General features: G+C 74.1%; 15 protein-coding genes. 7 read left to right on the top strand and 8 right to left on the bottom strand.

The genetic code is table 11. From position 1 onward, the window contains the following. Positions 1 to 42: 42 nt before the first annotated feature. Both WJX68_RS14425 and fgd read right to left on the bottom strand, forming a co-directional pair. Positions 43 to 804: an enoyl-CoA hydratase/isomerase family protein gene (locus tag WJX68_RS14425; RefSeq protein WP_340290936.1), complete on the bottom strand. Its 762-nt coding sequence runs from the start codon at positions 802 to 804 to the stop codon at positions 43 to 45. After that, positions 801 to 1,805 (bottom strand): glucose-6-phosphate dehydrogenase (coenzyme-F420), encoded by a 1,005-nt coding sequence (gene fgd, locus WJX68_RS14420; RefSeq protein ID WP_340290934.1) that lies wholly within the window; start codon positions 1,803 to 1,805, stop codon positions 801 to 803. Before fgd ends, WJX68_RS14425 begins: the two co-directional genes overlap by 4 nt. Positions 1,806 to 2,135: 330 nt before the next feature. Between fgd and recQ the strand changes: the two genes are divergently transcribed. The 3 genes from recQ to WJX68_RS14405 are packed head-to-tail and all read left to right on the top strand — an operon-like array spanning position 2,136 to position 5,300. Next, positions 2,136 to 3,983, top strand: a complete 1,848-nt coding sequence (recQ, locus tag WJX68_RS14415) for a DNA helicase RecQ (protein ID WP_422785706.1) — start codon at positions 2,136 to 2,138, stop codon at positions 3,981 to 3,983. Positions 3,984 to 3,990: 7 nt separating this feature from the next. Beyond that, positions 3,991 to 4,746: a gamma-glutamyl-gamma-aminobutyrate hydrolase family protein gene (locus WJX68_RS14410; protein ID WP_340290932.1), complete on the top strand. Its 756-nt coding sequence runs from the start codon at positions 3,991 to 3,993 to the stop codon at positions 4,744 to 4,746. Beyond that, the gene (locus WJX68_RS14405; protein WP_340290931.1) at positions 4,743 to 5,300 is read left to right on the top strand and encodes a DinB family protein; all 558 of its coding nucleotides are present in this window, start codon (positions 4,743 to 4,745) and stop codon (positions 5,298 to 5,300) included. The genes WJX68_RS14410 and WJX68_RS14405 overlap by 4 nt, the downstream gene beginning before the upstream one ends. 16 nt (positions 5,301 to 5,316) lie before the next feature. Here the strand turns inward: WJX68_RS14405 and WJX68_RS14400 are convergent, their stop codons facing one another. The 4 genes from WJX68_RS14400 to WJX68_RS14385 form a co-directional block, all read right to left on the bottom strand. Then, a complete protein-coding gene (locus WJX68_RS14400; RefSeq protein WP_340291011.1) occupies positions 5,317 to 7,596 on the bottom strand; it encodes a HelD family protein in 2,280 nt (759 codons plus the stop codon). 230 nt (positions 7,597 to 7,826) lie between these two features. Then, complete coding sequence (locus tag WJX68_RS14395; RefSeq protein ID WP_340290929.1) at positions 7,827 to 10,202, bottom strand: glycoside hydrolase family 65 protein; 2,376 nt, start codon at positions 10,200 to 10,202, stop codon at positions 7,827 to 7,829. Continuing rightward, a complete protein-coding gene (locus WJX68_RS14390; RefSeq protein WP_340290927.1) occupies positions 10,199 to 10,933 on the bottom strand; it encodes a beta-phosphoglucomutase family hydrolase in 735 nt (244 codons plus the stop codon). The genes WJX68_RS14395 and WJX68_RS14390 overlap by 4 nt, the downstream gene beginning before the upstream one ends. Before the next feature lie 73 nt (positions 10,934 to 11,006). Then, the gene (locus WJX68_RS14385; protein WP_340290925.1) at positions 11,007 to 13,010 is read right to left on the bottom strand and encodes a histidine kinase; all 2,004 of its coding nucleotides are present in this window, start codon (positions 13,008 to 13,010) and stop codon (positions 11,007 to 11,009) included. A gap of 94 nt (positions 13,011 to 13,104) precedes the next feature. Between WJX68_RS14385 and WJX68_RS14380 the strand changes: the two genes are divergently transcribed. From WJX68_RS14380 to WJX68_RS14365, 4 genes are all read left to right on the top strand, one after another. Then, entirely contained in the window at positions 13,105 to 15,651 is a 2,547-nt protein-coding gene (locus tag WJX68_RS14380; RefSeq protein WP_340290923.1) for a DEAD/DEAH box helicase, read from the top strand. Positions 15,652 to 15,780: 129 nt separating this feature from the next. After that, positions 15,781 to 17,925, top strand: coding sequence for a putative bifunctional diguanylate cyclase/phosphodiesterase (locus WJX68_RS14375; protein ID WP_340290921.1), 2,145 nt, complete (start codon positions 15,781 to 15,783; stop codon positions 17,923 to 17,925). Between the two features lie 301 nt (positions 17,926 to 18,226). After that, complete coding sequence (locus WJX68_RS14370) at positions 18,227 to 18,607, top strand: hypothetical protein (RefSeq protein ID WP_340290919.1); 381 nt, start codon at positions 18,227 to 18,229, stop codon at positions 18,605 to 18,607. Continuing rightward, positions 18,604 to 20,817 carry a hypothetical protein gene (locus tag WJX68_RS14365; RefSeq protein ID WP_340290917.1) on the top strand — a complete coding sequence of 738 codons (2,214 nt, stop codon included), beginning with the start codon at positions 18,604 to 18,606 and terminating at the stop codon, positions 20,815 to 20,817. Before WJX68_RS14370 ends, WJX68_RS14365 begins: the two co-directional genes overlap by 4 nt. A gap of 1 nt (position 20,818) precedes the next feature. Here the strand turns inward: WJX68_RS14365 and WJX68_RS14360 are convergent, their stop codons facing one another. Beyond that, the gene (locus tag WJX68_RS14360; protein WP_340290915.1) at positions 20,819 to 21,607 is read right to left on the bottom strand and encodes an LLM class F420-dependent oxidoreductase; all 789 of its coding nucleotides are present in this window, start codon (positions 21,605 to 21,607) and stop codon (positions 20,819 to 20,821) included. A 41-nt stretch (positions 21,608 to 21,648) separates the two neighbouring features. Then, a complete protein-coding gene (locus WJX68_RS14355) occupies positions 21,649 to 22,425 on the bottom strand; it encodes a DUF742 domain-containing protein (RefSeq protein ID WP_340290913.1) in 777 nt (258 codons plus the stop codon). Positions 22,426 to 22,472 lie beyond the last annotated feature (47 nt).

Below are 22,472 nucleotides of genomic sequence, written 5' to 3'. Positions count from 1 at the left end.
GCCCCCCTGCTCGTCGCGGACCCTCGCGGGAGCCGCGGAACCTCAGTGGAACTGCGGGCGCCGCTTCTCCGCGAACGCCGCGAGCCCCTCGGCGCCCTCCGGCCCGGCCGCGCAGGTCGCGATCGAGTCGGCCTCGGCCTCCAGCTGGGCGTCCAGCCCGCGCTCCCAGGTCACCCCGAGCAGCCCGCGGATGCGGCCCAGCGCCGCGGTGGGGCCCTGGGCGAGACGGTGCGCGACGGCGGCCGCCTCGTCGGCCACGGCGTCGTCGTCGACGACCGAGGCGAGCAGGCCGAGCCCGGCCAGGGTGTCGGCGTCGAGCACCTCGTCGGTGAGCAGCACCCGGCGTGCCCGGGCCGCGCCGATCAGCCGCGGCAGGGTCCAGGTCATGCCGCCGTCGGGCGAGAACCCGATGCCGGGGTAGGCCGGGCGCATCCGGGTCGAGGTGCCCCCGACGGCCAGGTCGCACGCGAGCGCGACGCTCATCCCCGCCCCGGCCGCCCAGCCGGACACCGCGGCCACCGTCGGCACCGGCGAGGCCACGAGCGGGCGCAGCAGGGCGTGGAAGGTGTCGGCGAGGCCGTGCACGTAGGCGTGGCGGTCCTCGGCACCGGCGAAGGCGCGCACGTCGCCGCCGGTGCAGAAGTTCTCGCCGTCGCCGTGCACCAGCACCGCGCCGGTCCCGGTGGGGTCGAGCTTCTCCAGCGCCTCGGTGACCTCGAGCATCGCGGGGCCGTCGAGGGTGCCGTGGCGGCCGGTGGAGATCCGGCAGCGCAGCACCCGCCCGTCGCGGACGACGGCGCTCACGCGAGCGCCCGCAGCTTCGGCGCGACGTCGGTGGTGAACTGCTCCAGGAACCGGCGCTGGTCGTGGCCGGGCCCGTGCACGACGAGGTGGTTGAGCCCCGCGTCGAGGTAGGGCGTGATCTGGGCGACGGCCTCGTCGGGGTCGGAGGCGACGATCCAGCGCTTCACGACCTGCTCGATGGGCAGCTCGTCGGCCAGGCGCTCCATCTCCCGCGAGGAGTCGACGGAGTTCTTCTGGTCCGCCGTGAGGCTCAGCGGCGCCCAGAACCGGCAGTTCTCCCGCGCGGCGTCGGGGTCGCGGTCGTAGCTGATCTTGATCTCGATCATCTTGTCGATGCCGCCCGCGTCGCGGTCGGCCTTCTCCGCGCCCTCCTGCACCGCCGGGACGAGCTTGTCGGTGTAGAGGTCCATGCCCTTGCCCGAGGTGCAGATGAACCCGTCGCCGAAGCGGCCGGCGAAGCGGGCGACCATCGGCCCGCCCGCGGCGACGTAGATCGGGACGGGCTGCTCGGGCCGGTCGTAGACCATCGCGTCGACGAAGGTGTAGTACTCGCCCTCGGTGCTGACCGACTCCTCGGTCCACAGCGCGCGCATCATCTTCACCGCCTCGCGCAGCCGCGCGAAGCGCTCCTTGAACTCCGGCCACTCGCGGCCGGACACGGCGATCTCGTTGAGCGCCTCGCCGGTCCCGACGCCGAGCGCGACGCGGTTGCCGGTCAGCAGCGCCATCGTGGCGAACTCCTGGGCCAGCACGGCCGGGTTGTAGCGGAAGGTCGGCGTCAGCACCGACGTGCCGATCTGGACCCGCGACGTGCGCTCCCCCACCGCCGCCATCCAGGGCAGCGCGGCGGGGGCGTGCCCGCCCTCGTGCCGCCACGGCAGGAAGTGGTCCGACGCCCACACGCTGTCCAGGCCCAGCTCCTCGGCGAGCACCGCGTACTCGACGAGGTCGCGTGGGCCGAACTGCTCCGCCGACGCCTTGTACCCGATCTTCAGATCCACGCCATCCGTCCTTCTCGCGTGCTCGACCGGCGCCCGGTCCATCGGCGCCGGTGGTCCTGCAGGTCTTGCTACACCCCTCGGCCCTCCCGCGCAGCACCGCCGGGGCCGCGACACCCGGCGGCGGTGACCGGTACCACCCGCCGGCCGCGGTGGGCGGTGCCGCGACCGGCGGCCGGGCGGGGGCGCCGGGGCGCGACGCCTACGATCGACGGCGTGGTCGACCCGGACGAGATCCCCCTCCCGCCCGAGCCCGAGGACGACCCGGACGGCTACGAGGCCCCGCCCGAGGGCTGGGACGCCCCCGGTCCCGCGGCCGCGCCCGCCGCCGCGGTGCCGGTCGTCGAGCGCGTGCACTCGACCGACCCGCACGAGATCCTGCGCCGCGTCTTCGGCTACGACGCCTTCCGCGGCGAGCAGCAGGCGATCGTCGAGCAGGTCGTCGGCGGCGGCGACGCCCTGGTGCTCATGCCGACCGGCGGCGGCAAGTCGCTCTGCTACCAGGTCCCGGCGCTGGCCCGGCCCGGCACCGGGGTCGTGGTCTCGCCGCTGATCGCGCTGATGCAGGACCAGGTGGACGCGCTGCGGGCGCTCGGCGTGCGGGCCGGGTTCCTCAACTCCACCCAGGACGCCGACGAGCGCCGCCTCACCGAGCAGGAGTTCCTGGCCGGCGAGCTCGACCTGCTCTACCTCGCCCCGGAACGGCTGCGGGTGGAGTCGACGGTGCGGCTGCTCGAGCGCGGGCGGATCGCGCTGTTCGCGATCGACGAGGCGCACTGCGTCGCGCAGTGGGGGCACGACTTCCGCCCCGACTACCTGCTGCTCTCCGAGCTCCCGAAGCGCTGGCCGGACGTGCCGCGGATCGCGCTGACCGCGACCGCCACCGACGCGACACGCACCGAGATCGCCCAGCGCCTCGAGCTGACCGGCGCGCGGCACTTCGTCGCGAGCTTCGACCGGCCCAACATCCGGTACCGGATCGTCGCGAAGAACGAGCCGCGCCGCCAGCTGCTGGACCTGCTGCGCAGCGAGCACGCCGGGGACGCGGGCATCGTCTACTGCCTGTCGCGCCGCTCGGTCGAGCAGACCGCGGAGTTCCTCGGCACGCAGGGGATCCGGGCGCTGCCGTACCACGCGGGGCTCGACGCGGGCGTGCGCCGGGACAACCAGGCCCGGTTCCTGCGCGAGGACGGCCTGGTCATGTGCGCGACCATCGCGTTCGGGATGGGCATCGACAAGCCCGACGTGCGGTTCGTGGCGCACCTGGACCTGCCCAAGTCGGTCGAGGGCTACTACCAGGAGACCGGCCGCGCCGGGCGCGACGGCGAGCCCTCCACCGCGTGGCTGGCCTACGGCCTGGCCGACGTCGTGCAGCAGCGCAAGATGATCGACGACGGCGAGGGCGACGCCGCGCACAAGCGCCGCCTGGCCCAGCACCTCGACGCGATGCTCGCGCTGTGCGAGACCACCGAGTGCCGCCGCGCACAGCTGCTGCGCTACTTCGGCCAGAGGCCCGACGCGCCGAGCTGCGGCAACTGCGACACCTGCCTGACTCCGGTGTCGTCGTGGGACGGCACCGTCGCCGCGCAGAAGGTGCTCTCGACCGTGTGGCGGCTGAAGAAGGAGCGCAACCAGGAGTTCGGCGCCGGCCAGGTCGTCGACATCCTGCTGGGCAAGCGCACCCCGAAGGTCACCCAGCACCGCCACGACGAGCTGTCGGTGTTCGGCGTCGGGACCGAGCTGACCGACGTCGCCTGGCGCAACGTGCTGCGCCAGCTCGTCGCGCGCGGTCTGCTCACCGTCGGCGGCACGTACTCGACGCTGCGGTTCACCGACGAGTCGCCGCCCGTGATGCGCGGGGAGCAGAAGGTCATGCTGCGCACCGAGCCGGAGCGCCCCGCCCGCGCGGGCCGCTCCCGCGGCGGATCGTCGAAGCCGGCCGTCGAGATGCCGGCCGAGGTCGCCCCGGTCTTCGAGCGGCTGCGGGCCTGGCGGGCCGCGGCGGCGAAGGAGCAGGGCGTGCCCGCCTACGTGATCTTCCACGACGCGACGCTGCGCGAGATCGCCACCCGTGCGCCGGCCGACCGGGCCGCGCTCGGCACGATCTCGGGCATCGGCGAGGGCAAGCTCGCCCGCTACGGCGACCAGGTGATCGACGTGCTGCACGGCGCCGCCTCGTGAGGGCCCCGTGACCCGCCCGTTGATCGGTGTCAGCTGCTACGTCGAGCGCGCGGACTACTGGATCATGCGCGACGACGACGTCGTGCTGCTCCCGCGCACCTACGTCGACATGGTCGTCGCGGCGGGCGGGGTGCCGGTGCTGCTGGCCCCCGTCGCGGGCGCCGCGGACGCCGTCGACGCCCTCGACGGGCTCGTCGTCGCGGGCGGGCCGGACGTCGACCCGGCCCGCTACGGGCGGTCCCCGGGCCCGCACACCGACCCTCCGCGCACCGAGCGCGACGCCGCCGACCTCGCCGCGCTGCGCCGGGCGCTCCGGCGCGGCCTGCCCGTGCTGGGCGTGTGCCGCGGCCACCAGCTGCTGAACGTGGCCCTGGGCGGCACGCTGCACCAGCACCTGCCCGACGTCATCGGGGAGCGGGCGGCGGCCGTGCACGCGGCGGGCCCCGGGATCTACGCGCCGGTCGACGTGGCCGTCGAGCCCGGGTCGCGGGTCGGCGACGCGCTGGGCGCCGGCCCGGTGCGGGTGCGCTGCCACCACCACCAGGCCGTGGACCGGCTCGGCGACGGGCTGCGGGTCACCGCCCGCCACGGCGGCGTCGTCGAGGCCGTGGAGACCGCGCCCGGCGCCCCGTGGACGGTCGGGGTGCAGTGGCACCCCGAGCGGGTGCCCGGCGACCTGCGCCTGGCCCGCGCACTGGTCGCCGCCGCGGCCGCGGCACGAGGACCGGCGCTGTCCGCGTCCGCGCCTACCGTCGGGCCATGACCGCGACCTGGACCACCCGGCTGCTCGACCAGCTCGCCTTCCAGTGGGACACCGCGCTGCGCCCGCGGCTGGCCGGCCTCACCGACGACGAGTACCTGTGGGAACCCGCCCCCGGCGCGTGGAGCGTGCGCCCGCGCGCCCGGGCCCGCGGCTCGCACGCCGCGGGCGGCGGCGACCTCGTGATCGACTTCGCGTTCCCCGAACCGGACCCGCCCCCGGTGACGACGATCGCGTGGCGGCTCGGGCACCTGGTCGTCGGGGTGTTCGGGATGCGCAACCACGCCCACTTCGGCGGCCCGCCGACCGACTACCTCACCCACCACTACGCCGGCACCGCCGACGAGGCGCTCGCCCAGCTCGACGACGCCCACCGCCGGTGGGTCGAGGGCGTCGCCGCCCTCGGCGACGAGGGCCTGGAGCGCCCGTGCGGCCCGGCCGAGGGGCCCTACGCCGACGAGCCCCTCGCGGTGCTGGTCCTGCACATCCACCGCGAGGTCCTCCACCACGGCGCGGAGGTCGCGCTGCTGCGCGACCTGTACCGCGCCGGACGGTGAGCCCGGCGGCCTCGGGTCAGCCCGCCCGGCCGATCCGCTTGAGCACCGGCGGCAGCTCGCCGCGGTGCAGCACCCCGAGCCGCTGCGTGGCGCGGGTGATCGCGACGTAGAGGTCGTTGAGGCCGCGCGGGGACTCGTCGAGCATCTCCTGCGGCTCGACGACGACCACCGCGTCGAACTCCAGGCCCTTGGCCGAGGCCACCGGGAGCACGACGACCGGGGCCTCCAGCTCGGCGTCCGGGTCGTCGTCGGGGGTCGCGGCGCGGGTCACCCCGGCCGCGTCGAGCACGGCGCGGACCCGCTCGACCCGGGCCGCGGGCGCGAGGACGACGGTGCGGCCGTCGCCCACGGCGTCGCGCTCGGCGGCCACCCGCTCGGCCAGGACCCGCTCGCCCACGGCGCCGCCGGGCAGCGCCGCCGCCCACGGCGCCACGCCGGTGGAGCGCACCGAGGACGGCGGCGACAGCGACGCGTCGATCTCGGCGAGCACGTCGTCGGCGACGTCGGCGATCTCGGCCGGGGTCCGGTAGTTCACCGTGAGCTGTTCGAGCCGCCAGCGGCGGGCCACGAACGGCGAGAGCACCTCGTCCCAGGACCCGGCACCGCCGCGGTCCCCGGTCTGGGCGATGTCGCCGACCAGCGTCATCGAGCGGGCGGGGGCGCGGCGCATGACCATCCGCCACGCCATCGCCGACAGCTCCTGCGCCTCGTCGACGATGACGTGGCCGTAGGTCCACTCCCGGTCGGCGGCGGCGCGCTCGGCGGTGGAGTCGTAGCGCCGCACCTGCATGCGCTCGGCGAGCCGGTCGGCGTCGATGATGTCGGTGGCGCGCAGCAGCTCGGGGTCGAGGTCCTCCTCGAGGTCGAGGACGTCGAGCACGCCCTGGGCGTACTCGACCTCCTCGCGCAGCGCGGCGGCCTCGGCCGCGGCCTGGGCGGCGCCGTCGTCGCCGAGCAGCTCGGCGGCCTCGTCGAGCAGCGCCACGTCGGCCGGGGTCCAGCGCAGCCCGTGCGGCACGTCGTCGCCGGGGGCGTCGCGCTCCAGCAGCACCCGCTCGGCCGCCGGGATCCGCCGGGCCACCGAGTTGAGCCGGCGCCGGTCGGCGAACAGGTCGGTGAGCAGCTGCTCGGGCGACAGCGTCGGCCACAGCTGCTCCAGCTCCGCGGCGACCTCGGTGGACTCGGTGAGCTCGTCGCGGATGTCGTCGACGTCGCGGTGGTCGAGCAGGCCGGACTCGCCGCCCCCGACCCGGCGCGCGACCTGCTGGGCGAGCAGCCGCAGCAGCTCCTTGCGGAAGATCCGCCGGGCCTCGTTGTGCGGCTTGCGCGAGCGCCGGGCGCGGGTGCGGGCCTGGGCGACGGTGTCGCGGTCGAGCACCACGCGTTGCTGCTCGACGACGAGCTCGACCGGGCGGCGCGGGAGCTGCTGGCGGTCGCGCACCGCCGCCGCGACGACCGGCGCCATCTCCGCGCGGCCCTTCAGCTCCGCGGCCGCCGGGCTCTCGGTGCGCCGCGCGTCGAGCCCCGGGAAGAGCTGGGCGACGGTCCCCAGCACCACCGAGGTCTCCCCCAGCGACGGCAGGACCTGCCCGATGTAGCGCAGGAACGTCGGGTTCGGCCCGACGACGAGCACGCCGCGCCGGGCCAGCCGGTCGCGGTGGGTGTAGAGCAGGTAGGCCGCCCGGTGCAGCGCGACGGCCGTCTTCCCGGTGCCGGGCCCGCCCTGCACGACCAGCACCCCGGACGGCTTGGAGCGGATGATCCGGTCCTGCTCGCCCTGGATGGTGGCGACGATGTCGCCCATCCGCCCGGTGCGGGCCTGCGACACCGCGGCCAGCAGCGCGGCCTCGCTGGTCAGGCCGGACCCGGAGCGGTCCCGCTCGGCCTCGGTCATCTCGGCCAGGTTCAGCGGCTCGTCGTCGACGGCGACGACCTCGCGCAGCCGGGTGCGCAGGTGCCGGCGCCGGCGCATGCCCTCGGGGTTCGCGGCGGTGGCGGTGTAGAACGGACGCGCGGCCGGGGCCCGCCAGTCCATCAGCAGCGGCTCGTACTCGTTCTGCTCGTCGAGCAGCCCGATCCGGCCGACGTAGCGGACCTCGCCGTCGTCGGCGTCGAGCCGGCCGAAGGCCAGCCCGTGCTCGGCGGCCCGCAGCGCCGCGAGCCGCCCGGTCAGCATCTCCGCGGCGGCGTCGCGCTGCGAGATCGCCTGCGGGGTGCCGACGGTCTCCTCGCGCAGCGTGTCGGCGAGCCGGCGCGCGACGTCGCGGCGCCGGTCCTCCAGCTGCTCGTAGAGCATCGCCACGTAGCCCTGCTCGTGGACGAGCTCCGGGTCGTGCGACGGGTCACCGGGGGTGGGGACGGGAGTGGGCTCGGGCACGGCGCGGGGATCCTCCACCGAGGGGACGAACACGATCGCGCCACCGGGCCGGGACGGGTCCGGGCCCTGCCCCCGACCGGCGGCGCGACGTATGAACGTACCAGTGGTGCACGATCTTCCCGCGCGGACCGGGCCGCGCGGGGCGCGGCTCAGCCGCGCTGGCGGGGTGCCCTCCCGTAGGGCTGCTCGACCGGCTCCACCCACTCCGGGGTCGGCGTCGGCGCGGTCACCGGGGCCTCGCCGTCGAGCGCGATCGGGTCGCCGTGGTGGCGCAGCCGCAGCGGCGCCCCGTCGGTGAGCCGGTACTCGGTCTCCTCCGGGGTGATCGCGACCCGGATCCGGCGGCCCTGCCACTTCAGGCCGAAGGAGATCCGCGACAGCGACGCGGGCAGCACCGGCGCGAACGACAGGCCGTCGGCCTCGCAGCGCATCCCGCCGAAGCCCAGCACGACCGCGGTCCAGGTGCCCGCCATCGACGCGATGTGCATGCCGTGGTCGGTGTTGCCGGCGAGGTCCTGCAGGTCCACCAGGGCGGCCTCGGCGAGGTACTGGTGGGCGAGCTCCAGGTGCCCGGTGCGGGCGGCCATCACCGACTGGGTGCACGCCGAGAGCGACGAGTCCCGCACCGTGATCGCCTCGTAGTAGGCGAAGTTGCGGCGCTTCTGGTCCTCGGTGAAGGCGTCCGGGAAGATCTGCATGGCCAGCACGAGGTCGGCCTGCTTGATGACCTGCTTGCGGTACAGGTCGAAGTAGGGGTAGTTGAGCAGCAGCGGGTAGCGCTCGGCCGGGGTCTCCTCGAAGTTCCACCGCTGGTGGTCGGTGAAGCCCTCGGACTGCGGGTGCACGCCGAGCCGCTCGTCGAACGGGATGAACATCGCGGTGGCGGCGTCGCGCCAGGACGCGATCTCCTCCGAGTCCACCCCCAGCCGCGACGCCGAGCGCGGGTGCTTGGCGGCGACCTCGGCGGCGTAGCGCAGGTTCTGCTGCGCCATGAGGTTGGTGTAGACGTTGTTGTCGGCGATGGAGGAGTACTCGTCGGGGCCGGTGACGCCGTCGATGCGGAAGTTGCCGGCGGAGTCGTGGCTGCCCAGCGAGCGCCACAGCCGGGCGGTGGCGACCAGCAGGTCCAGGCCGACCTCCAGCTCGAAGGTCGTGTCACCGGTGGCGTGCACGTGCCGCTTGACCGCGTCGGCGATGTCGGCGTTGATGTGGAACGCCGCGGTGCCGGCCGGCCAGTAGCCGGAGCACTCGTGGCCGCGGATGGTGCGCCACGGGAACGCCGCGCCCTTGAGCCCGAGGGTCTCGGCGCGCTCGAAGGCCAGCGGCAGGATCGACTTGCGCCAGCGCAGCGCGTCCGCGGCGGCCTCCGGGGCGACGAAGGACAGCACCTGCAGGCAGAACGTCTCGGTGTCCCAGAAGGTGTGGCCGTCGTAGCCGTCGGCGGTCAGGCCCTTGGCGGGGATGCAGCGGCGCTCGGCGCGGGCCCCGGCCTGCAGGATGTGGAAGGTCGCCAGGCGCACGGCCTGCTGCAGCTCGGCGTCGCCGTCGATCTCGACGTCGGCGGTGGCCCAGAAGTCGTCGAGGTACTCGCGCTGCTCGCCGACCAGGCCGTCCCAGCCGGTGTAGCGGGCGGCGGCGATCGCGGCACGGACCTGGTCGTAGACGGCGGGCAGGCTGCGCCGCGAGGACCAGCCGTAGGCCAGGTACTTCACCACGCGCAGCGTCTCGCCCGGCTTGACCCGCGCGATGACGGTGGTGCGGGCGAGGTCCTCGTTGGCGTCGGTGGACACCTGGAACCCGTCCGGGCCGAACACCTCGTGCTCCATCGCCGCGCCGCAGCGCAGCTCGGACTTGCGGGTGCGGTGCACCAGGGTCGCCCCGGCGTCGCCGGCGCGGGACTGCTCGGGCTCCAGGACGTTGTCCAGGGCGGTGTCCAGGCGCGGGTCGTCGGCGTCGCGGCCGGGCAGCTGCTCGTTGGCGACGAGCTCGGACTGCAGCACCAGCAGGGCGCCGTCGCCGTTGTCGTCGCGCCCGGCGTGCACGACCTCGACCTCGTAGTTGATCGCGGCGACCGCGCGCTGGGTCAGCGACACCATGCGGGTGGAGCGGACCCGGACCCGGCGCCCGGCCGGGGACTCCCACTCGACCTCGCGGTGCAGGGTGCCCGCCTGCATGTCCAGCACCCGCTCGTGGCGGTGCAGGGTGCCGTAGCGCAGGTCGAACGGCTCGTCGTCGACCAGCAGCCGGATCAGCTTGCCGTTGGTCGTGTTGATGATCGTCTGCCCGGACTCAGGGTAGCCGTAGCCGCCCTCGGCGTAGGGCAGCGGGCGGACCTCGTAGAAGGAGTTCAGGTACGTGCCCGGCAGGACGTGCGGCTCGCCCTCGTCGAGGTTGCCGCGCAGCCCGATGTGGCCGTTGGACAGCGCGAACACCGACTCGGTCTGGCCCATCGCGTCCAGGTCGAGGCGCGGCTCGCGGACCACCCACGGCTCGACGGTGAAGGTGGGCAGGTGGTCGGGCTTCACGAACGCTCCAGCAGGTCGGCGAGATCGGTGACGACGACGTCCGCGCCGTGCTCGCGCAGCGCGGCGGCCTGGTCGAGACGGTCGACGCCGACCACGGCGCCGAAGTCCCCGGCGCGGCCGGCCTCCACGCCGGCCAGCGCGTCCTCGAACACGACCGCGGCGGACCGGTCGACACCGAGGTCGGCCGCGGCGGCGAGGAAGGTGTCGGGAGCGGGCTTGCCGGGCAGGCCGCGCTCGCGGGCGGTGACGCCGTCGACCCGGTGGTCGATGAACGTCTCCAGGCCGGTGACCCGCAGGATCTGCTCGGCGTTGGCGCTGGAGGACACGACCGCGGTGGTGAGCCCGGCGTCCTTGACCGCTTCCAGGTAGCGGCGCGACCCCGGGTAGACGTCGACGCCGTCGGTGCGGATCCGCTCCTGCACCAGGTCGTTCTTGCGGGTCGACAGGCCCCACAGGGTCTCGGTGTCCGCCGGGTCCTCCGGCGTGCCCTCGGGCAGCTCGATCCCGCGCGAGGCGAGGAACCCGCGGGTGCCCTCCAGGCGGGGCTTCCCGTCGACGTACGGGCCGTAGTCGGCCGACACGTCGAACGGGGTGAACCCGTCCCCGTCGCGTGAGCGCAGGTACTCGTCGAACATCTGCTTCCACGCGGCGGCGTGCACGCTCGCGGTGTCGGTCAAGACGCCGTCCAGGTCGAACAGGCACGCGCGTGTGCCCTCGGGCAGCCCCAGCATGGCGCGCACGCTATCCGGATCGATGAAGGTCCGTCGCCCCGGGCGGGGCCGGACCCCCCGGTCCGGACGGGCGTCACACCACGGGCGCGCCCAGCGGCAGCACCAACAGGACGAACGGGGCACCGGCGGCGGCGGTCCCCGGCTCGGCCCCGTGGCGGACCTCGACCCGGCAGACCGGGCCCTCGGCCGCGGCCGGGTCGAGCCGCACGTGCACCGCTCCCCCGCCGGTGAGCGGCTCGATCTCCTCGGCGACGCCGCGCCGCACCGCGGCCAGCACCGCCAGCGGCGCGACGCCGGCCGCCGGGTCGACACCGGCCGCGGACGGGTCGTCGAGCTCGGTGTGCAGCCGCGCCCCGAACCGGGTCCGCTCGATCTGCAGATAGGCCCGGACGGCGGCCAGCTCCTCGTCGAGCCGGATCGCGGGCTCGTCGGCCCGGTCCGCGGCCCGGGACAGGTCGGCGAAGCCGAGCAGCAGCTCGCGGGCCCGGGGCGGGTCGGTGCGCACCAGGGAGGCGATCGTGTTGAGGGTGTTGTAGACGAAGTGCTGTTCCAGACGGCGCGACAGCGGGCCGTGCCACGGGCCGTCCGGTGCGGGGGCCTGCGGCACCGCGGGCGGCACGGCCGGCCTCCCGGACGGCGGCGCGGACGGGGCCGCGGCGGGCGGGACGGCGTCGCGGACCCGGATGCGGACGGTCTCGTCGGCGACCGGGGCGCGGTGGGCACCGGGCCGCGCCCCGCGGGCACGCTCCGGGGCCGCCGGGGACCGCCCGGACGTCCCGGTGCCGGTCCCGGTGTCGTTCCGGCTGCCGTCCCCGGTGTCGTCGCCGGTGTCGTTCCGGCTGCCGTCCCCGGTGTCGACGGCGGTGCCGGCTCCGGTGTCGGCGCCCGGGGCCCGAGACGGGTCCGGGGGCCGGGCGGCGCCGGGTGCGGCCGGGTCACCGGTGCGCGGGAGCACCACGGTCCGCGGGCCGTCGTCGCCGGTGGGGCCGGAGGCGCCGGGGCGGCGCAGCGCGACGGTCGGGCGCGACGCGGCCTCGGCCCGGGCCGCCGACGCGGCCGCGACCAGGTCGTCGTCGTGCTCGTCGGGGGCGACCAGCCCGCGCCAGGACGGCAGCGCCAGCCGGCCGGCCGCCGTCCGGCCGCGGTGTTCCACGGCCGCGACCAGGCCCGGGCGCAGCCACCGGGCGTCCTCGGCGATGCCCTCGGGCACCCCGGCCGGCGCCGGTCCGCCCGCGGGGGCGCGCAGCACGGTGCGGGCGTCGCCGTCGGCCGAGCCGATGCCGACCCGCCCGACGTAGCGCAGCCCGTCGGGCTCGGGAAGGGCCAGCAGCACCGCGGCGATCCGCTCGCGCCCGGCGCCGCCCGCGGGCACCCAGCCCGCGACGAGCACCTGACGGTAGCGGCGCAGCGGCACCCGCAGCCAGTTCCGGGTGCGCCGGCCGGGCTGGTAGGGCAGGTCGAGACGCTTGAGGTGCAGCCCGTCGAGGCCGTAGCGCTCAGCGGTGCGCACCACCAGGTCCGCCTCGTCGAGCCCGAACGACGGCGGCACCAGGATCCGCGGGCCCGCCAGCTCCAGGGCCTCCAGCTCGGCGCGGCGACGCCGGTAGGGCAGCTCCAGGGTCCGCCGCCCGTCGCACCACAGCAGGTCGGTCACGACGTAGCCGATCGGCACCTCGGTCTGCAGCGCCGCGTCCGGCGCGACGGTCGCGGTGCGGCGCAGCAGCGGGCCGCGCGAGGGCCGCCCCGCCTCGTCGAGGGCGACGACGGTGCCGTCGAGCACCATCCCGCCCGCCGGCGCCTGCTCGCCGAGCACCGCGAGCTCGGGGAAGGACCCGGTGACGCTGCGCGCGGTCGAGGACAGCAGCCGCACCCGGCCGGGCCGGGCGTAGGCGACGCAGCGGTGGCCCTCCCAGCCGAACTCCACCGCCCAGCGGTCCGGGTCGACGGCGTCGGAGAGCTCGCCGGCCGCGGGCAGCATCGGCGGGACGAGCTCGGGCATGGGCGCGCGGGGGCCCGGCCCGGCGGCGCGGCCCGCGCCCGACCGTCCCGCGCCGTGCGACGCACCGCCCCCCACCACGGCTTCCACGCTATCCCCCGGCCGGGCGAGTGCGGGCGCCACCTCGGCCGTGCGGCGGCCGGTGCCGGGGGTGTCTGCGACGATCGGTGCCATCATGACGCTCACCGACAGGCTGCCGCGCACCTCCGACCCCGCGAACCCCCCGGACCCCGCCGAGCTGGTGGACACCTTCGCCGAGTGGGCGTTCGACGAGCGCGGCCTGTCGCTCTACCCGGCGCAGGAGGAGGCGCTGCTGGAGCTGGTCACCGGGGCGAACGTGATCCTGTCCACCCCGACCGGGTCGGGCAAGTCGCTCGTCGCGATCGGCGCGCACGCCGCCGCGCTGGCCCGCGGCGAGCGCAGCGTCTACACCGCGCCGATCAAGGCGCTGGTCAGCGAGAAGTTCTTCGCGCTGTGCGAGGTGTTCGGCGCGGACAAGGTCGGCATGCTCACCGGCGACGCCGCGGTCAACGAGAAGGCCCCGGTCCTCTGCTGCACCGCGGAGATCCTCGCCAACCTCGCGCTGCGCGAGGGCCCGGGCGCCGACGTCGGCTGCGTGATCATGGACGAGTTCCACTTCTACGCCGACCCGGCCCGCGGCTGGGCCTGGCAGGTGCCGGTCGTCGAGCTGCCGCAGGCGCAGTTCCTGCTGATGAGCGCCACGCTGGGCGACACGTCGTTCTTCGCCGAGGACCTCACGCGGCGCACCGGGCGCGAGACCGCCGAGATCACCTCGGTGGAGCGGCCGGTGCCGCTGCACTTCCGCTACGTGCTCGAGCCGCTGCACGAGACGATCACCGAGCTGCTCGCGACCCGCGAGGCACCGGTCTACGTCGTGCACTTCACCCAGCAGGCCGCCGTCGAGCGGGCGCAGGCGCTGATGAGCGTCAACGTCACCTCCAAGGAGGACAAGGCCGCGATCGCCGAGACCATCGGGGCGTTCCGCTTCACCTCCGGGTTCGGGCGGACCCTGTCGCGGCTGGTGCGCCACGGCATCGGCGTGCACCACGCCGGGATGCTGCCCCGCTACCGGCGGCTGGTGGAGACCCTGGCCCAGGCCGGCCTGCTCAAGGTCATCTGCGGGACCGACACCCTCGGCGTCGGGATCAACGTCCCGATCCGCACCGTGCTGTTCACCGCGCTGTCCAAGTACGACGGGCGCCGCGTCCGCCCGCTCAAGGCCCGCGAGTTCCACCAGATCGCCGGCCGCGCGGGGCGCGCCGGGTACGACACCGTCGGCACCGTCGTCGCGCAGGCCCCCGAGCACGACATCGAGAACGCCAAGGCGCTGGCCAAGGCGGGCGACGACCCGAAGAAGCGCCGCAAGGTCCAGCGCAAGCAGCCCCCCGAGGGGTTCGTCGGCTGGTCGCAGACCTCGTTCGAGAAGCTGCAGCACGCCCGTCCGGAGCCGCTGACCAGCCACTTCGAGGTCACCCACGCGATGCTGCTCAACGTGGTCTCCCGCGGCGGGGACACCTACGCCGCGATGGAGCACCTGCTCACCGACAACCACGAGCCCCGCACGCGCCAGCTCAAGCACATGCTGCGGGCGATCGCGATCTACCGGGCGCTGCGCACCTCGGGCGTCGTCGAGCAGTACACCGTGGACGGTGCGACCCGGCCACGGGCGCGGGTGGTCGACGAGCTGCAGCTGGACTTCGCGCTCAACCAGCCGCTGTCGCCGTTCGCGCTGGCGGTGTTCGAGCTCCTCGACCGGGAGTCGCCGACCTACGCCCTCGACGTGCTCTCGGTGATCGAGTCGACCCTCGACGACCCCCGCCAGATCCTCGCCGCCCAGCAGAACAAGGCCCGCGGCGAGGCGATCGCGGCGATGAAGGCCGACGGCGTCGAGTACGAGGAGCGGATGGCCCGCCTGGAGGAGGTCACCCACCCCAAGCCGCTGGAGGAGATGCTGCACGCCGCGCTGGAGACCTACCGCCGCGGCGCACCGTGGGTCGCCGACGCCGTCCTGTCGCCGAAGTCGGTGGTCCGGGACATGAGCGAGCGGGCGATGACGTTCACCGAGTACGTCTCGCACTACCAGCTCGCCCGCTCCGAGGGCCTGGTGCTGCGCTACCTGGCCGACGCCTACCGGGCGCTGCGCCAGACCGTGCCCGAGCACGCCCGCACCGAGGAGCTCACCGACGTCATCGAGTGGCTCGGCGAGCTCGTCCGCCAGACCGACTCCTCGCTGCTCGACGAGTGGGAGAAGCTCGCCGCGGGCGTCGACGCGGCCGGGGAGGTGCTCCCGCCCGGCGCGGAGGTCGCCGCGGCGCCCACCCCGGCCGGGGTCACCGGCAACGCGCGGGCCTTCCGGGTGCTGGTCCGCAACGCCCTGTTCCGCCGCGTCGAGCTGGCCGCGCTGGGCCGCTACCAGGAGCTGGGCGAGCTCGACGCCGAGGCGGGCTGGACCGCGGACCGCTGGCGCGACGCGCTCGAGCCCTACTACGACGTGCACGACCGGATCGGCTTCGGGCCCGACGCCCGCGGCCCCGAGCTGTTCGACCTGACCGAGGAGAGCGACCGGTGGCTGGTCCGCCAGGTCCTCGACGACCCGGCGGGCGACCGCGACTGGGCGATCACCGCCGAGGTGGACCTGGCTGCCTCGGACGAGGCGGGGGAAGCCGTCGTGTGGGTGACGGCCGTGACCGACGGGTCCTGACCGGCGCCACGCCGGGCGCGCCCGGACCACCAGGTGTAACCCGGTCGGCCCCACCGGGCGCACGGGATCGGTTACGGTGTCCCCCGATCACGAGGGAACTCCCTCCACCGGGACGAACGGGGGCGGTGGATGCAGCAGGCCGACGTCGCCGCTGCCCGGGCCGCCCACGGGCGGGCCCTCGTCCCCGCAGCACTGCCCGCACCGGAGGAGCTGACCCGGCCGTGGGCCGCGGAGCTGGCCCGTCGCTCCGTGCTCCCCCTGACCGAGCTGGCGCCCGTCGTGGCGCGGGCCGCCTCCGCGCTGCGCGGTGCCGCGCTCGCCGAGCGCTACGACCCGGAGGTCCCGGCGGCCGCGGGGGCCGACCTGGTGCGGTCGCAGCTCCACCAGCCCAGCTGCCTCGAGGTGGGGATGGAGCTGCTGGGGGCGCACCTGGAGCCTGCCGCCGACACCGCGGCCCGGGTCCGCCGGATCGCGGCCGTGCTCGCCGCGTTCGCCCGCGGGTTCACCGAGGCCACCCGCCGCCACGTCCTCGTCGAGCACGAGCAGGTCACCCGGGCCGCGCTGGAGGCCCGGCGCGCGGCCGAGGAGGCCCGCCGGCGCTCGGACCTGCGGCTGCGCACCGTCGTCGACTCGGCCGCCGTCGGGATCGTCATCTTCGAGCCGGACGGGCGGATCGTCGAGGTCAACGACGCCGTCGCGGCGATGTTCGAGCTCCCCCCGGCCCGGCTGCTGCGGATGAGCGTCACCGACTTCGTCCCGGTCGACGCGGCCCCGGAGGTGTGGGCCGAGCGCCCCCGCCTGCTCGACGGCTCGCTGGACCGGCTGCGGGTGGTCCGTCCCGTCCGCCGCGGCGACGACAGCGAGGTCTGGATCGATGCCGTGGTCACGACCCTCGGCCCGGCCGGCGGCGGTGAGGGCCTGCTCGTCGCGGTCGTCACCGACGTCACCGAGCAGCTGCTGCTGCAGGAGGACCTGTCCCACCAGGCCTCGCACGACCCGCTGACCGGCCTGCCGAACCGGTCGCTGTTCTTCGACCGGCTCACCGCCGCGATCGCCGCGGGGACCTCCGGCGCCCGCCCGGGCGTCTGCTACCTGGACCTCGACGGGTTCAAGGTCGTCAACGACACGCTGGGCCACCAGGCCGGGGACCGGCTGCTGCAGGTGCTCGCCGGGCGGCTGCGGGCCGCGCTCGAACCGGGCGGGCACCTGGTCGCGCGGATGGGCGGCGACGAGTTCGTCGTCCTCGTCACGGCCACCGCGGACCGCGCCGAGCTCGAGGACGTGGCGACGCTGGCGCTGGGCACGGTCCGCCGCCCGGTGCGCGTCGACGGCCGCGACATCGTGATCTCGGCCAGCGTCGGCGTGGTGCGCCACGACGGCGAGCTGGGCACCGACGAGCTCGTCGCCGCCGCCGACACCACGCTGTACTCGGCCAAGCGGGCCGGGCGCGGGAGGTTCGTGTCCTACGACCGCGAACGCCACCGCGACGAGGTCGCCCGCCTCGAGCTGTCCGCGCAGATGCCCGAGGCGCTGCGCCGCGACGACTTCGTGGTGGTCTACCAGCCGCTGGTGCGCCTGGCCGACGAGCGGACCATCGGCGTCGAGGCGCTGGTCCGCTGGCAGCGCCCGGACGGGCAGCTGCTCGGGCCGGACCGGTTCATCCCGCTCGCCGAGGAGACCGGGCTGGTCGTCCCGCTCGGGCGCCGGGTGCTCGACGAGGCGTGCCGCCAGGGCCGGGTCTGGGCCGACGCGCACCCCGAGCACCCGCTGACGGTCAGCGTGAACGTCGCCGCCCGCCAGGTGACCGAGTCCGACCTGGTCGCCGACGTCGCGGCCACCCTGGAGCGCCACGACTGGCCGCCGGAGCTGCTGCAGGTCGAGCTCACCGAGTCCGACCTCATGGGCTCCCCCGGCCGGCCGCTGGCCACGCTGCGCGCGCTCGACGCGCTCGGCGTGAAGATCGCGATCGACGACTTCGGGACCGGCTACTCCAACCTGGCCTACCTGCGCCACCTCCCCGTGCACCGGCTGAAGCTGGCCGGGCACTTCCTGGCCGGCAGCGGGGAGCGCGACGACGTCATCCTGCGCACCCTGATCTCGCTGGCCTCCGCGCTGGACCTGGAGGTCACCGCGGAGGCCGTGGAGACCCGCGAGCAGGCGGTACGGCTGCGCGAGTACGGCTGCGCGAACGCCCAGGGCTGGTACTACGCGCCCGCGGTCGTCGCGGCACGGGTCCCGGACCTGATCCGGGACCCGTTCCTGCGCGACCTGTAATTCTCGACGACATTCTGGTCGCCCCGCAAGCACCTCTACCAAGTTTCTAGTAAGTGCAGCCCGGGTCGAGTCATGCCCGAGCCGATGACATTCCAACAGCGAGCAGCCCATTCGCCACGCCCTATTGCCGTGCAGTGTCACACGTTCAGACCTTGTGCCTCGTGGGCCGCTCGGTCCCGTGCCACCCGAACGCGACCGTGTCAGTCCGGCACATCGTTCTCTCCACGCCCGGAAATCACTCGAGCGCAGCAGGAGTCGTTCGATCCCGATTTGTAATGTCGATCGGATCAAAGGGGGCGCCATGAGCATCTACAGCAACAACGCTTCGGGGAACTCTCGTGTCGGAATGCAGATCGGGTACGTCGGCGGAGACATCTCGGAGAACAGGGGCCTTCTAGCGGGTGACCCGGACAACGATCGCGCCCCAGACCTCTCTGACCACCTCGACCGACTCGAGATGCTCGTCACCGAACTGCGCGACACGGGCCAGATCGATGGGGACGCAGCCGAACTCGCTAGCGAGGACGTCACGAGCGCACGCAACGTACTGCCAGTGCGCGGGGACAAGGATGCGCGACGGTTCACCGCGCATCTGCGCCGTATCGGCGGGGCGATCACGGCGTCTGCAGCCGTCACGACGGCGGTCGCGGAGGCGGTCTCCGCTGTCCAGGAGCTCTTGTGAGCGCCTTCGACGGCAACAAGTCGGGGACCGAGGGCAACAGCCGGACGGTCAACAACACTGCCGATGGGAACGCGAAGGTCGACACCCAGATCGGGATCGTGCACGGTGACGCCAACTTCTACACGGTTGACGACGATGCCGACCCGAGCGAGAAGTTCGAGAAGGGAGTGAACTTCCTCGACGGAAGCATGCCGCGGCGGGCCGAGGAGGTTATCGAGGAGGCGTTCACCGAGGGTTTCCGATCGAGTCGTGTCTGCTACTACTGGATCATGGCCCTCTTCAGTGATCGATCACTCGATCTACTGACCGAGGACGTTCTCGATCGACTCGCTCTGGCAACGGAGCAAGCCGAACAGTATGCCGAGGATGAATGGACGCTGGCCATCGGGGTGACGACCGGTCTGGTCCGAAGGATCGCCGAGCTCGAGGGCTGCACGGATGTCGCCTACCACGCGGTCGACGATTCGATCCAGCAGTTCGACAGCTTGACACTCGCCCGCAAGAAGGAAGCGCGTCGCCATCTGGAGCGGATCCTGTCCGGAGTGATGCAGGACCGTCTCGAGGCGATGGACCGGGAGCGTGTGGATGCCGCTCGCATGGAGAACGGCCGTCGACGCCGTGCAAAGCTCTTCTTCCACCCCGTCCCGACACCTCCGGTGAGGTCGGAGGCTCCCTCCGACCTCTCAGCCGTCCCTATGCTCATCGTGGCCGGCCCGCTGGCGTCGGCCACGATCTACCTTCTAGGTTTGACCCTGCTGTCCAGTTCGATCGAGGTCGTCCTCATCGTGATGGTCGGCGTCACTCTCGCCGGCGCCGGGAGCGTCCGCTACGTCGCGTACAACTTCCCGCGCCTGATCGAATCCGCAGAAGCCAGTCGCACCCGAGACCGCTACTCGGGTCGGATCGCACGGGACTGGTCCCACCACCACGGTCCGTCCCGGCCCAAAGCAGGGGTGTTCGCCCGTCAGGTCGGCCACATCATCGACTGGTCGTTCTTCAATGAGGCCATCGTTCGGGACGTCGACACGAGCAAGTGGCTCAGGGACTCCAAGGGTATTCGCCGTACCCTGGCGTGTGAGTTGACCGAGCGATTCTGTCACCGCGCGATCATCCCGCAACCCAGATCTGTTGAGTGGCTCGCCAACCTCCACGCGAGCCGACAACTCGCCGCATGGCGCCTCGATGGGTTTCCGACCATCGATCGACCTGCGGAGTCGACGTCGTCCGGGGACGTAATGAAATCGGCGATCGGCCCGACGCTGATGATCATCGGCGCCGTCGCGCCGATCGTAGTACTACGTGCGGCGGCGTCCTCGCAGTCGGCGGCCGGGATGTTCGCCGTCGCGGTCACAGCGTCCGCCTCGGTTCTCATACTTCGTTCGGCCGCTGAGAGGATCACAGTCGGACGGCGGGTCCGGAAAGCGCTGGACCGGCGGTACGAGTTCGAGTCCGAGTCTTACCTGGGATGGGTCGAGAAACTTAAGGAACGACCGACCGACTCCGAGATGTCGGCGTGGCTCGGGCACGACAAGCTGTACATCAAGTCAGCCGCGATGCGCCAGTACGGCCTGTCCAACAGTGACCTGCTCGACCACTTCTTCATCCTGGGTGCGGCCGACGGAGCCCGTTCGGCCCGTATCGCGCACGGGCCTCCCCGTTACACGACATACGAGGTGTGGCTGTTCCTGCTCACCTCAGCAGGGGTTCGGAGGGTTCTTGTCGAACTGGATCTGGTCACCGGTGACCTCAACAACGAGTCACGAATGTCGTTCCGATACGATTCGATTACCTCCGCATTCCTCGATCAGCACGGCGTCGCACCGGGCGCCGGCGACGACCAGGAGGAGTCCGACCACTCGGACATCCTGAAAGCCATCCGATCGGTCAAGGGCAAGCTCGTCCTACACCAGGTCTTCGTCTTGTCGTTGAACAACGACGATTCGCTGCAGCTCGTCCTGGCTAACTTCGATGAATCGCTTTGGGACAAAGTACAGGAGGAGCCGTCGCGGATCGCGCAACTCACTCGGGATGCGTCCGGCGCCGACTCTGCCCTCCGCATCCTGGAGGCCGTCGCGGCGGAAGGCTCTGCGTGGGTAGAGGAGGAGAAGGCCCGTCGCCGCCGGCGCACACTGAACTACACCGGACGGCCACGGACACCTCGCCTTCTGACGACGACCAGCACCGACGGCGGTCTGGTCCCCGTCGCGTGAGTCAGCCCGCGTTGCGCTCGTCGCGCCAGGCGATCCAGTCCTCGAGCCGGGCGAGGTCGTAGCCGCCCTGCCCGTCCTGGCCGACGGTGAACAGCCGCACGCCGGCGTCGTACAGGGCCGGGCCGGAGTCCTGCGGGGAGCCCTCGACGGCGACCGACCGCTCGATCTCGGCGGGGTCGCGGCCGATGTCGCGGCAGTGCCCGTCGAGGACGGCGCTCTTGTGCGTGACGGTGTCGACGTCGCCGAAGCCGTGCCAGATCCCGGCGTGCTCGGCGGTGTAGCGCAGCGTCTTCTTCTCCCCGCCGCCGCCGACGAGGATCGGGATGTCGCGGGTCGGGGCGGGGTTGAGCTTCGTCCAGCGGTCGCGGATGCGGGGCAGCGCGGCGGCCAGGTCGTTCAGGCGCCCGCCCGCGGTGCCGAACTCGTAGCCGTACTCGTCGTAGTCGCGCTGGAACCAGCCGGACCCGATGCCGAGGATCAGGCGGCCGCCGGAGATGTGGTCGACGGTGCGGGCCATGTCGGCGAGCAGCTCGGGGTTGCGGTAGCTGTTGCAGGTGACCAGGGCGCCGATCTCGACGCGCGACGTGGCCTCGGCCCAGGCGCCGAGCATGGTCCAGCACTCGAAGTGCGTGCCGTCGGCGTCGCCGTAGAGCGGGAAGAAGTGGTCCCAGTTGAACACGATGTCGACGCCCGCCTCCTCGGCGGCGGCGACGGTGCGGCGGATCTCGGCGTAGTCGGCGTGCTGGGGCTGCAGCTGCAGCCCGATGCGGACGGGACGGGGGTCGGTCATGTCTCCATCCTGGACCCGCCGGCCGCGGCCCGCCGGTCGGCTCAGAGCCGCCGCAGGCCCGACAGCACGCGGTCCAGCAGCGCCATGCTCGGCCCGTCCTCGGCGGAGGAGACGCCGTGCACGACGAGCCGCCCCTCGACCGCGAGGTCGTCGATGAGCACCCGGGCCACGCCCAGCGGGACCGACGCGAGCGCGGCGACCTCGGAGACCGAGCGGGTCTGCGCGCACAGCCGCAGCACCGCGGCCCGTTCGACGGACTCGGCCTGGGCCGGTGCGGGCCCGGGCCGGGCCGACACCAGCGTCTCCAGCCGGAGCTCGGCACGGACGCGGGTCCGCCCGCCGGTCATGACGTAGGGCCGCACCGGGGCGAACGCGGGGACGGTCTCCGGCGGGGCCCCGGCGACGACGGGCAGCGGCGCGGTGTCCGACCCGCCGTCCGACCCGCCCTCCCGCCCGCGCGGGCCGGCGGGGCCCGCCGGTGCGGGGCCGGCCGCGGCCGCGCGGGCCGCGGCGCGCTCCCCGGCGGCGGCACGCTCGGCGGCCCGCCGGCGGCGGCTGGTCCGGGTCCGCCGGGTCGAGTGCCCGCCGAAGCGGGCGCCGGTGACCCCGACCAGGTCCTCCCCGTCGGCCGCGGTCCCGGCCGCCCCGCCCTCGGCGGTCCCGGGGCCGGTCGCTCCGGGGCCGGCCGGCCCGGGGCCGGTCGCGGGCCCGGACGGCGGGCCGGTCTCCCGGCCGTGCGGCTGCTCCGGGTCGGGCGCGTGCCTGGACCGGGGTGCCCCGAAGCGGGCCCCCGTCCGTCCGATCTCCGACCGTGCCATCCACCCTCCGATCGCCGCGGGCCGCGGCCCGCGGGCGCCGTCGCCGT

The sequence above is a fragment of the Pseudonocardia spirodelae genome, assembly GCF_037727765.1.
Taxonomy (GTDB): domain Bacteria; phylum Actinomycetota; class Actinomycetes; order Mycobacteriales; family Pseudonocardiaceae; genus Pseudonocardia; species Pseudonocardia spirodelae.
Note: the sequence above shows the minus strand (reverse complement) of the source record. Positions and strands in the feature narration are given on the sequence as shown.